11 protein-coding genes are annotated in these 11,275 nt (G+C 67.1%); 10 read left to right on the top strand and 1 reads right to left on the bottom strand.

The features are described from left to right. Positions 1-31: 31 nt before the first annotated feature. On the bottom strand, positions 32-1,084 hold the full coding sequence (locus NH448_RS18945; RefSeq protein ID WP_045994557.1) for a GlxA family transcriptional regulator: 1,053 nt from the start codon (positions 1,082-1,084) through the stop codon (positions 32-34). Between the two features lie 304 nt (positions 1,085-1,388). Here NH448_RS18945 and NH448_RS18940 point away from each other — a divergent pair, with 304 nt between their 5' ends. The 10 genes from NH448_RS18940 to NH448_RS18895 all read left to right on the top strand — a co-directional run bounded on the left by NH448_RS18940 (position 1,389) and on the right by NH448_RS18895 (position 11,273). Then, positions 1,389-2,570 (top strand): TauD/TfdA family dioxygenase, encoded by a 1,182-nt coding sequence (locus NH448_RS18940; protein ID WP_253029245.1) that lies wholly within the window; start codon positions 1,389-1,391, stop codon positions 2,568-2,570. Positions 2,571-2,587: 17 nt separating this feature from the next. Beyond that, entirely contained in the window at positions 2,588-3,211 is a 624-nt protein-coding gene (locus NH448_RS18935) for an HD domain-containing protein (protein WP_071211152.1), read from the top strand. Continuing rightward, positions 3,208-4,914 carry a 5-guanidino-2-oxopentanoate decarboxylase gene (locus tag NH448_RS18930; protein WP_253029244.1) on the top strand — a complete coding sequence of 569 codons (1,707 nt, stop codon included), beginning with the start codon at positions 3,208-3,210 and terminating at the stop codon, positions 4,912-4,914. The genes NH448_RS18935 and NH448_RS18930 overlap by 4 nt, the downstream gene beginning before the upstream one ends. Before the next feature lie 133 nt (positions 4,915-5,047). Continuing rightward, a complete protein-coding gene (locus NH448_RS18925) occupies positions 5,048-5,959 on the top strand; it encodes an ABC transporter substrate-binding protein (RefSeq protein ID WP_231498688.1) in 912 nt (303 codons plus the stop codon). Next, positions 5,956-6,711 carry a class II aldolase/adducin family protein gene (locus NH448_RS18920; RefSeq protein ID WP_253029243.1) on the top strand — a complete coding sequence of 252 codons (756 nt, stop codon included), beginning with the start codon at positions 5,956-5,958 and terminating at the stop codon, positions 6,709-6,711. The genes NH448_RS18925 and NH448_RS18920 overlap by 4 nt, the downstream gene beginning before the upstream one ends. Then, the gene (locus tag NH448_RS18915) at positions 6,708-7,892 is read left to right on the top strand and encodes a pyridoxal phosphate-dependent aminotransferase (RefSeq protein WP_253029242.1); all 1,185 of its coding nucleotides are present in this window, start codon (positions 6,708-6,710) and stop codon (positions 7,890-7,892) included. The genes NH448_RS18920 and NH448_RS18915 overlap by 4 nt, the downstream gene beginning before the upstream one ends. Positions 7,893-7,899: 7 nt before the next feature. Then, complete coding sequence (locus NH448_RS18910) at positions 7,900-8,712, top strand: amino acid ABC transporter ATP-binding protein (protein WP_253029241.1); 813 nt, start codon at positions 7,900-7,902, stop codon at positions 8,710-8,712. Positions 8,713-8,742: 30 nt separating this feature from the next. Further along, positions 8,743-9,585, top strand: coding sequence for a transporter substrate-binding domain-containing protein (locus NH448_RS18905; protein WP_213227992.1), 843 nt, complete (start codon positions 8,743-8,745; stop codon positions 9,583-9,585). Between the two features lie 138 nt (positions 9,586-9,723). Beyond that, positions 9,724-10,437, top strand: coding sequence for an ABC transporter permease subunit (locus NH448_RS18900; RefSeq protein WP_045994541.1), 714 nt, complete (start codon positions 9,724-9,726; stop codon positions 10,435-10,437). Between the two features lie 95 nt (positions 10,438-10,532). Beyond that, a complete protein-coding gene (locus NH448_RS18895) occupies positions 10,533-11,273 on the top strand; it encodes an ABC transporter permease subunit (RefSeq protein ID WP_253029240.1) in 741 nt (246 codons plus the stop codon). The last annotated feature ends 2 nt before the right edge of the window (positions 11,274-11,275 follow it).

Raw genomic sequence — 11,275 nt, 5'->3', positions numbered from 1 at the left:
GACAGGCCTAGCAGCGATGCCAGGCCACCGGCTAGCCTTCCGCCAGCGCCGGTGGCCGCAGCCCACGCCGGGCGGTCACGCTCGGCGCCTCGCCAAAGCGCTTGCGGTAGGCCCTGGAGAAGTGCGCCAGGTGGCTGAAGCCCACCGCCACCGCGGCCTCGGTCACCGCAATGCGACTGTCGGCCAGAATGCGCTGGGCCTGGTCCAGCCGCATGTTCAGATAGCACTGCTTGGGCGTCTCGCCGAACTCCTGCACGAATAGCCGGGTCAACTGGCGCTGGGACAGGCCCGCCAGACGACAGACGTCGGGAATCGGCAGCGCCTGGGCGAGATTGGCCTCCATTACCGCCAGTGCGCGCAGCACCCCACGCGGCAGCTCCCTGGGCGAAGCCCGATCCGCTACCCAGCCGGTGCTGGCCGCAGCCCTCCCTGCTGCTTGCTGCGATGTTGCGGCTCCGCTCGCCTCCGCAGGCCGCGAATGCACGATCTGTCGACCCACCGCCTCGGCCAGCGAAGGACCATAAAGGGTCACGATCCACTCGAGCATCATGTCGATGCTGGCGGCGCCGCCGGAGCCGGTGAGACGTCCGCCTTCCCAGACGTAGCTGTCCGCTCGCACTTCCAGCTCAGGGAACTCCTCGCGAAAGGCCGGCACGCTTTCCCAGTGCAGCGCCACCGGATAGCCCTCCAGTACGCCCGCCCTGGCCAGGATAAAGGGGGCGGTGTCCACCCCCCCAAGCCAGACGCCATGGGCCGCCAGTCGCTTGAGCAGCGCCAGATCCTCGGCACCGATACAGGCTTCCGGCTCATAGGACGACACCACCATCAGACGCCCCTTGGACGCCAGCCCCTGGTACCAGTCGGCCTCGGTAACTTCGGACAGACGTCCATCGACATCGATGCGTACGCCATTGCTGGCCGTCACCGCCTCGCCATCGGCGGACAGCAGGCGCCAGGCAAACAGATCCCGACCAAAACGGTTGGCCACCCGAAGCGGCTCGAGCAGGCAGAACAGCGTCAGCATCGAAAACTTGGGCACCAGCCACACGTCCAGGGTGTGTTCGGCCTGGTCGGGCGACAACAGCGGCGGCGAGTCCGGGCGCGGATAGGGATGGCTGTCGGGCCAGCGGGCCTCGCTGTCTGCCTGGCTTTTGGCGTGGCTGTTGGCGTGGCGGTTGGCGTGGCTTTCTGTGTCACTGTGCAAGTGGTGATCAACGTCCGACATGGGGCGAATTTTATCAAGGCTATGGCGAATTTGATCAAATTGTATCCCAAATAGCACAGTAACCTGTAACCCAGACAGCGACGCCAGGTGTCGAACCGCCCTTCCTCGACCTGGTGAGCCTCCTACAATGCCAGACCGATCGAATCCGGAGAGAGCCTCGACGATGACCCAGCAGACGCCCCCGCAACTGACCGATGACGGCCGCCAACTGGCGCTGACCCTTGGTGAAGGGCATCACCGTCTTGATGCCTTGTGGCTGCGCGAACGCTTGCCCGATGCCGAAACCCTGGACCCCCAGACCGGGCAGCGTCTGATCGAGGCCGCCGAACTACCGCTGGATCTGATCCTCACCAAGGCAGACGTCCAGGATGAGCGGCTGGTCGTGGCCTTCTCCGATGGCCATCGAGGCAGCATCACGATCGACGAGCTCGAGGATGCCGTGCGCTGCCAGCGCTCGGACGACAACGCCTCACGGGTGCATTGGGACTCGACGCTCGCCACACCCCCGCAAGCCAGCTTCAAGCAAGCACTGGAAAGCGATCCGGCGCTGCTCGATCTGCTCGACCAGCTGCATCGCTTCGGTTTCGTGCGCGTCACGGATGTACCGGTCAGCGAAGACGGCATGCAGCCGCTGATCGACCGTATCGGCCCGCTGCGCCGGACCAACTGGGGCGGCATCGCCGACGTCAAGTCGGTGGCCAACGCCTACGACCTGACCATGACCCAGCGTGGCCTCGAGCCGCACACCGACAACCCCTATCGCGATCCGATCCCCGGTTACATCTGGCTGCACTGTCTGACCAACGCCGCCGATGGTGGCGACAGCACCCTGGTGGACGGCTTCGAGGCCGCTCGACGCCTGCGTCAGCAGGATCCCGACGCCTTCGCCTGCCTGACCGAAGTGACCCCGCGCTTTCGCTACCACGACGAGACCACCCGTCTGGAGAGCGAAGGTCCGCTGATCGAGCTCGACGCCCGGGGCGAGGTGACGCGGGTACGCTACTCCAACCGCACCGAGCGTATCGACCTGATGGACAGCGCCCTGCTGCGCCGCTACTACGCCGCCCGCAAGGCCTTCTACCAACTGATTCGCTCGTCCGAGCTTACCCTCGAACTCAAGCTGTCCCCTGGCGAGATGCTGATCATGGACAACTACCGCCTGCTGCACGGGCGTACCGCCTTCCAGCTCGAAGGCGGCGTACGCCACCTGCGCCAGGGCTACGTGGACCGTGACAGCACCGCCAGTCGACGCCTGTTGCTGAAGGATCGGCTCAAGCCCGCACACGACTCGGAAGCCGGTACCGCCGACAACCTCGCACGAACCACCCAGGGGGCCAGCGCATGAGCACCAGCGATCTCGCACTGACCCAGGCCCGCTTCGCGCGCTTTGACCAGAGCACCGCCGAAGAGTGGCGCCTGATCGACCGGCACTTTCGTGCCTACCAGAGCGACGCCTGCCGTCGTGTGCTCGCCCACCTGGAGCGACTCAAGGGCGACACCCACGGCTACCCGGTGGACCGCTACGAGCACTGTCTGCAGACCGCCACCCGCGCGCTGCGTGACGGCGCCGATGAAGAGACCGTGGTCTGCGCCCTGCTCCACGACATTGGTGACGACCTGGCCCCGGCCAATCACGCCGAGATCGCCGCCGCCATCCTCGAGCCTTTCGTCGACCCGCTCAATGTCTGGATGATCCGTCACCACGAGCTGTTTCAGGGATACCACTACCGCCATTTCTTTGGCCAGGATCGCCACGCCCGTGAGGCCTATCGCGACCACCCGGCCTACGCCCGCACGGTGCGCTTCTGCGACGACTGGGACCAGACCAGCTTCGACCCCGACTACGACACCCTGCCACTGGGCGCCTTCCTGCCGATGATCGAAAACGTCATGGGCCGCGAACCCTTCGGCGGCCTGCCGAGCGTGGTAGAAGACAGCGACTCGAGCCCCGAGCCCAAGGCGAATGCCCAGGAGGCCTGCCGATGACCACCTGCGCCCAGCGCCTGATCGAGCTGCTCGAGGCCCAGGGGATCGACACCGTCTTCGGCATTCCCGGCGTGCACACCGTCGAGCTGTACCGGGGCCTCGAGCATTCGCGACTTCGCCATGTCACGCCACGCCACGAACAGGGCGCCGGTTTCATGGCCGACGGCTACGCCCGGGCCAGCGGGCGCCCCGCCGCCTGCTTCATCATCACGGGCCCGGGCATGACCAATATCGCCACCGCCATGGGCCAGGCGCTGGCCGATTCGGTGCCGATGCTGGTGATTTCCAGCGTCAATACCGTGTCGACGCTTGGGCGCGGCCAGGGCCGTCTCCACGAGATGCCCCACCAGGGCCAGACCCTGGCCGGGGTGGCCCGCTTCAGCCATACCCTGCTCGATCCCGAGGCGCTGCCCGAAGTGCTGGCCCGCGCCTTCGCCGTGTTCCAGGGCGCACGCCCGGGGCCGGTGCATATCGAGATCCCCATCGATCTGTTCGCCGCCCCGGTCAAGGCACCGATGCCTGCGGCGATGCGCGTCTTTCCCCCGGCGCCAGCGCCCCAGGCCGTCGCGGCCGCCAGCCGACTGCTGGGCGAGGCACAGCGCCCGCTGGTACTGGTGGGAGGTGGCGCCTGCGCCGCCGCCACCAGCGTCACCGCCCTGGTCGAACACCTGGACGCCCCCACCCTGACCACCATCAATGCCCGCGGGCTGCTCGGTGCCGACCATCCGCTGGACCTGGGCGCCACCGCCAGCCTGCCGGCGACACGCCGACTGGCCCGGCAGGCCGACGTCATCCTGGCCCTTGGCACCGAACTCGGCGAAACCGACTACGACCTGGTGTTCGACGACGGTTTCAAGCTCGAGGGCAGCCTGATCCGGGTCGATCTGGACGCCGAGCAACTGGCGCGCAGTCACATCGCCGACCTGGCCCTGGTGGCCGATATCGGGCTGACCGCCGAGGCCCTGCTGGTCGCACTGGAGCGCGGCGAAGATGAAGGCCGGCCGCAACGAGAGGTCGGTCGCGAGCGCTGCGAGCGCGTGCGCCACGAGCTGGCCCTCGCCGATGACCCGGAGCTCGCGCGGTATCGGCCACTGTTTGCCACCCTCGACGAGGTGCTGCCCGAGGCGATCATCGTCGGCGACTCCACCGGCCCGGTGTACGCCGGCAACGTGGTGGCCAGACGCCCGGCGCCACGTCGCTGGTTCAACGCCGCCACCGGCTTCGGCACCCTGGGCTACGGCCTGCCTGCGGCCCTGGGCGCGGGGCTGGCACGACCGGATCTGCCGGTGGTGGCGCTGGTCGGCGACGGTGGCCTGCAGTTCGTGCTGGGAGAGCTTGCCACCGCCCGGGATATCGCCCTGGAGGCCGACCGCGCCCGCGCCGAGCAGGGGGCAATCGACCGTGATTCGAGCGATGCGGCCTGCGCCGACACCGCCCTGGCAAGGCCCTTGGCGATCCTGATCTGGAACAACGACGGCTACGACGAGATACGCCGTTACATGAGCGCCGACGGTGTCGCTCACGTGGGGGTCGATCTGGCTCCCCCGGACTTCGCCGCTCTCGCCCAGGCCTTCGACTGCCGCTATCGTCAGGTCGCCAGCGCCGACGACCTGGCGTCGGCGCTTTCAAGCCTGAATGATGCCGGTTCACCGCTGATCGTCGAGATCGACGCCCTGGCCTGGTGTCGCCAGCTCGAACACTGAGGCAGGACGCCGGCACCGAGCGGATCGACGGCGTCCCGACCATGCATCACTTATGCATCAGTTATGCATCCATAAAATAACGAAGGAGTTCCCCGTGACTCGATGTTTCTCGCACAAGCCCCGTTCCATCGCCCTGGCAGCCGCGCTCGGCCTTGCCGCCGCCTCCGCCCAGGCCGCTGACCGCGACGATGAGCTTAGCCTGGTCGTCCCGCCCTGGCCCGGGGTCACCGTCAAGAGCGAGATCCTGGCGCAGCTCGTCGCGCCCCTGGGCTACCAGGTCGAACGCCAGGAGCTCAGCTCCACGGTGGGCTACAAGACCCTGACCACCGGCGACAGCGACGCCTTTCTGGCCGGCTGGCTGCCGGCCCAGCAGGAAAGCTACGACGCCGCCATGGCGGCGGACGCCATCGTCGATCTAGGCAACAACGTGACCGGGGCGCGCATGGGATTCGCCGTGCCCGGCTACGTGGCCGAGGCCGGTATCACCGACGCTTCCCAGTTGGGCGAGGCGCAGAACGCCGAGCGTTTCGAGCACACCTTCTACTCGATCGAAAGCGGCTCCACCGTGACCGACTTCATCCACGCCGCCATCGACAGCGACACCCACGGGCTCGGTGACTGGGAGGTCATGTCCTCCTCGACCCCCGGCATGCTCAGCGAAGTCAAGGCGGCGGTGAACGAACAGCGCTGGATCGTCTTCTACGGCTGGACGCCTCACTGGATGATCCCCGAGTACGACGTGCACATTCTCGACGACAGCGAAGGCGTGTTCGGCCCCGACAACGGCCGCAGCGACGTCAAGACCATCGTCGCCAGCGAGTTCGCCGAGGCCAATCCCAACCTGACCCGACTGCTCGACCAGTTCGTGTTCAGCGCGCATGAGCAGAGCGAGTTCATCAAGGCCTTCAGCCTCGAGGAGCGTGACCTCGATGAGGTCGCCCGAGAGTGGCTCGAGCAGCATCCCGACAAGCGCGCTGCCTTCCTCGAAGGCGTCACCACCCGCGACGGCGATGACGCCCTGGCCGCCCTGGAGGCGAGCCTGTGAGCGAAGACAGCCGCCAGCAGCGCATCCGCCGCGACCTGGCCGCCGCCTACCGGCTGATGGCCATGGATGGCATGGATGACGGCATCTCGACCCATATCTCGGCGCGAGTCGCCCCGGGGCGCTTCCTGCTCAATGCCTTCGGTCTGCGCTTCGAGGAGATCACCGCCGACTCTCTGGTGACTGTCGACGAGCACGGCCAGGTGCTCGACGATCCCACCGGCCTCGGCATCAACCCGGCCGGCTTCACCATCCACAGCGCCATCCACGCGGCGCGACCCGACGCCCACTGTGTACTGCACTCCCACAGCGTCGCCGGGGTCGCCGTGTCCTGCCTCGAGCAGGGCCTTGAACCGCTGAACCAGTGGGCGATGCAGTTCTATCGACGCATCGGCTATCACGACTACGAGGGCATCGCCCTCGACCTGGACGAGCGCCAACGGCTGGTACGTGACCTCGGCGAGCACATGAGCATGATCCTGCGCCAGCATGGCCTGCTGGTGGTCGGCGAAAGCGTCGGCGACGCCTTTCTGCGCATGCGCGACCTGGAGCGCTCCTGCCAGGCCCAGCTCGCGGCCCAGGCCACCGGGGCGGCGCTGGTCAGCGCCAGTCCTGAGCTTTGCGAAAAGGTGGCCCGCCAGTACGACGACTGGGCCGCGAGCCCCCAGGGCACCGAGCTTGCCTGGCGGGCGGAACTGCGCCGCCTCGGCATCGACGCTCCCGCCGCTTCCGACAACAAGGACCCTTCACCATGAAAGTCTCCGCCCTGACCCAACGCATCGCCGGCGAAGGCGCCGCCGCCTGGGACATCCATGTGCGTGCGCTGAAGCGCCAGGCCAGCGGTGAAGACATCACCGTATTGTCGGTGGGCGATCCCGACTTCACCACCCCCGACCCGATCATCGAGGCGGCCAAGCAAAGCCTCGACCGCGGCGCGACCCACTATGCCGACGTCCAGGGCAAGGGTGAGCTGCGCGAAGCCATCAGCCGCCACTATCGTCGCCATCAGGGTGTCGAGGTGTCCCCCGAGCGACTGATCGTGATGGCCGGCGCCCAGTGCGGGCTCTACGCCACCGCCCAATGCCTGCTCGACCCTGGCGACGAGGTGATCGTGCCGGAGCCGAGCTACGTCACCTACGAGGCGGTGATCCAGTCGACCGGTGCACGACTGGCCCGAGTGCCGCTGCGGCCAGAGGCCGGCTTTCGACTCGACGTGGCCGATATCGCCGCCGCGATCAACGACAACACCCGAGCGATCCTGCTCAACAGCCCCCACAACCCCACCGGCCAGTCGATGACCCGGCAGCAGTGGGAGCAGATCGCCGAGCTGTGTCACCGCCATGACCTCTGGCTGATCTCCGACGAGGTCTACGCCGAGCTGATCTTCGAGGGCGAGCACCACAGCCCGCTGGCGCTGCCCGACATGGCCAATCGCAGCGTGGTGATCTCGAGCCTGTCCAAGTCCCACGCCATGACCGGCTGGCGGCTGGGCTGGGTGGTCGCGCCCGAGGCGCTGATCGAGCACCTGGACAATCTGGCGCTGTGCATGCTGTACGGCTGCCCGGACTTTATCCAGGACGCGGCGATCACCGCGCTCGACAGCGACCTCCCCGAGCTTGCCACCATGCACGCCGCCTACCGCGAGCGCCGCGACAGCGTCTGCCGCGCCCTCGATGGCGCCGACTCGGTCAAGGCGATCTGCCCGGACGCCGGCATGTTCGTGATGGTCGACATCCGCGCCACTGGTCTGTCATCGGCCGAGTTCGCCGATGGCCTGCTCGACGAATGCGGCATCTCGGTGCTGTCCGGCGAGGCCTTCGGCCCCTCGGCGGCTGGCTTCGTGAGGCTGAGCCTGACCCAGCCCCCGGAGCGCCTGAGTCGCGCCGCAACACGGCTTCGTGAATTTGCCGATGCCTGTCTTGTCACCAGCCCCTGAGTCGCCTATGCCACCATCCGTCACCACCAGCGACGACTTGAGCCCGACCTCCCCCGTGGTCGAGGCTCGTCACCTCGTCAAGCGCTACGGGGACACCAGCGTGCTGCGCGACGTTTCCCTGAGCGTCGCCGAAGGCACCGTGACCACCATCATCGGCGCCAGTGGCTCCGGCAAGAGCACCCTGCTGCGCTGCATGAACCTGCTGGAGCGGCCCCAGCAGGGCAGCCTGTCCATCGCCGATGAACGCATCCGCTTCACCGAGCAGGGCCCCCGCAGCAGCCATACCGACATGCCGCTCAGTCGCCATCAGCTGCAACGCCTGCGCGGCAAGGTCTCCATGGTGTTCCAGCAGTTCAACCTCTGGCCGCACCTGACCGTGCTCGGCAACGTCAGCGAGGCCCCGGTGCGGGTCAAGGGAATCTCACGCAGGAAGGCCAACGCCCTGGCCGCCCACTATCTGGAGCGCGTCGGCATGGCCGAGCGCGCCGACGCCTACCCGGCGTTTCTCTCCGGTGGCCAGCAGCAGCGTGTGGCCATCGCCCGAGCGCTGGCCATGGAGCCCGAGATCCTGCTGTTCGACGAGCCTACCTCGGCGCTGGACCCGGAAAGGGTCAACGAGGTGCTGGGGGTCATCCGCGGCCTGGCCGACGAGGGGCGCACCATGCTGATGGTGACCCACGAGATGGCCTTCGCCCGGGAGGTATCCGACCAGATCGTGTTCCTCGACCGCGGCGTCGTCGGCGAAGCCGGTCCCCCCGAGCGCATCTTCGAACACAGCAACAACGAACGCTGCCGGCGCTTCATCGCCCCCGCAGCTTGACTGCCAGTCACACAACAACCAGGAGTTCCCATGACCGTATCCCATTCCCTGCGCCCGTCAGCCGACCTCGCTCGTCGCCTTGCCCTGGGCGTCGCGCTCGCCACGACCCTCGGCGCCGCCACCATCGGCAGCGCCCATGCGACCGACCAGGCAGCCAACCAGGACGCTGGCGAGCCCCTCAAGATCGGCATCTCCGCCGAACCCTATCCGCCCTTCACCTACACCTCCTCCGACGGTGACTGGACCGGTTTCGAGGTGGAACTGGCATCGGCCATCTGCGACCAGATGGGCCGTCAGTGCGAGATCACCCCGACCGGCTGGAGCGGCATCATCCCCTCGCTCAAGGCCGGACGCATCGACATGATCATGAACTCCATGTCGATCACCGAGAAGCGCCTGCGGGTCATCGACTTCAGCTCGCCCTACTACTTCACCCCCGGTGCCTACGTCGCCGCCCGCTCACTGGACATCGAGCCGCCCGAGGGCCTGGACGGCAAAGTGCTGGGGGTGCAGAGCGCCACCACCAACGCCACCTACGCCCGTCGCGCCCTGCGTGACAGCGGCGTCGACATCCGTCTGTACGACCAGGCCGAACAGGTCAATCGCGACCTGCTCTCCGGCCGCCTGGACCTGATCCTGGCCGACGAGATCGCCATGACCGAGCTGGTCGAACGCGATGAAGCCGCCGACTTCGAGATCAAGGCCACGGCGCCGCACCACGAGGCCTACGGTGAAGGCGTCGGCATCGGCCTGCGCCAGGAGGACGACGCCCTGACCGAGGACGTCAACGCCGCCATCGAGGCGGTCAATCAGCAGGGCATCTGCAGCGAGCTGTCCAAGCGCTACTTCGGCACCGACGTCTGCGTGGGCTAGGGCCTGTACGAAAATGTCTGCGCTCGTGTGAACGACGCTTCTGCCTGAGGCCGGGGCCTGGTCGAACGCCGGCAACAGACGCCGGATGCGCACCAGGCCCCCTGCCATCGCGACTTTCACCCACGACGAGAATGCCCCATGAACAACGCTTCTCAGGAGGGGCTGGCCGACTGGGCCGGACCGATCCTCGACGGCGCCCTCACCACCCTGCAGATCGCCTGCCTGGCCTACGCCATCGGCGTGCTGCTTGGCTTTGTCGGTGCCGCCTGCCGGCTGTCTCGACACGCCTGGCTGCGCGGAATCGGCGGCGCTTATTCCACCGGCGTGCGTGCGGTGCCGGAGCTTTTGCTGATCATCCTGCTTTACTACGCCGGCTCCCAGGCCCTGACCGCCCTGACCAACGCCCTGGGCCTGCCCGGACAGGTCGCCATCAACGGCTTCGTCACCGCCGTGGGGGTGCTGGCCTTCGTCCAGGGCGCCTACATGACAGAGGTGTTCCGCGGCGCCATCTCGGCCATCCCCAAAGGCCAGCTCGAGGCCGCCGACGCCTTCGGCTTTTCCCCCTGGGCACGCTTTCTCCACATCACCCTGCCGGCGATGCTGCCCAACGCCCTGCCAGGGATGTCGAACCTCTGGCTGATCCTGATCAAGGACACCGCCCTGATCAGCGTGATCGGCTACAGCGAACTGTTCTTCACCATCCAACAGGCCGCCGCCAGCACCCGTGCGCATTTTCTGTTCTACGCTGCCGCCGGTGTGCTCTATCTGATGATGACGCTGTCGTCCAACCTGGTCTTCGCGCTGATCGAGCGCCGGGTCAGGCGTGGACAGCCTCAGAGCCAGGAAACCTGATATGCGCTGGTGTCATTTCATTGCGCCCTTTGGACGTTCATGGCATGTCAAACGCGGCCAGCCCCACTCTCACCCCCAGCCCCGGGAGACCTGACATGGACTTCAGCTGGTTGAGCGACCCTTTCTATCAGGAATACCTCATCGAAGGCCTGATCAATACCCTGTGGCTGCTGCTGGTATCGGCCATCGCCGGCCTCACCCTGGCCGTCGGCATGGCCATGGCACGCATCAGGGGCCCCCGACCGCTGGCCTGGACGGCCACGGCGGTGACCTCGGTCATTCGCGGCACCCCATTGCTGGTGCAGCTGTTCTTCTTCTACTACGGCGTGGGTCGACTGCTGGAAGGCATCCCCGGCATCCAGGACAGCATCTTCTGGGGCTTGCTGCGCGACCCGTTCTTCTACGCCACCCTGACCTTCACCCTCTCGGTCGGCGCCTACAGCGGCGAGATCCTGCGCGGCGCCCTGCTCAGCGTACCGCCAGGCGAGCGCGAGGCCGGGCGGGCCTTCGGCCTCAGCCCGTTCCAGGTATTCTGGCGTCTGTGGCTACCCCGCGCGGTACAGTTGTGTCTGCCCACCCTCACCGGCGAGATGATCCTGCTGCTGAAGTCGATCCCGCTGGTCTCGACCATCGCCATGATGGATCTGCTCCAGGCGGCCAACATCATTCGCGACGAGACCTTCCTGACCTACGAACCACTGCTGCTGATCGCCGCCGTCTATCTGCTGCTGACCATCGTGCTGACGCTGTGCCTGCGTCAGGTCGAACACCACTTCCCGGGGGTACAACCTGTACGTCGCGCCTGGCGCCCCTTTGGACAACCACGTCGGGTGTAACG

Origin of the sequence: Halomonas sp. OfavH-34-E (genome assembly GCF_024124525.1) — a bacterium.
Lineage (GTDB): Bacteria > Pseudomonadota > Gammaproteobacteria > Pseudomonadales > Halomonadaceae > Halomonas > Halomonas litopenaei.
Note: the sequence above shows the minus strand (reverse complement) of the source record. Positions and strands in the feature narration are given on the sequence as shown.

Coding starts and splice junctions, on each gene's coding strand:
- NH448_RS18940 (WP_253029245.1), top strand. CDS start 1,389: ATGACCCAGCAGACGCCCCCGCAACTGACCGATGACGGCCGCCAACTG.
- NH448_RS18930 (WP_253029244.1), top strand. CDS start 3,208: ATGACCACCTGCGCCCAGCGCCTGATCGAGCTGCTCGAGGCCCAGGGG.
- NH448_RS18915 (WP_253029242.1), top strand. CDS start 6,708: ATGAAAGTCTCCGCCCTGACCCAACGCATCGCCGGCGAAGGCGCCGCC.
- NH448_RS18910 (WP_253029241.1), top strand. CDS start 7,900: ATGCCACCATCCGTCACCACCAGCGACGACTTGAGCCCGACCTCCCCC.
- NH448_RS18905 (WP_213227992.1), top strand. CDS start 8,743: ATGACCGTATCCCATTCCCTGCGCCCGTCAGCCGACCTCGCTCGTCGC.
- NH448_RS18900 (WP_045994541.1), top strand. CDS start 9,724: ATGAACAACGCTTCTCAGGAGGGGCTGGCCGACTGGGCCGGACCGATC.
- NH448_RS18895 (WP_253029240.1), top strand. CDS start 10,533: ATGGACTTCAGCTGGTTGAGCGACCCTTTCTATCAGGAATACCTCATC.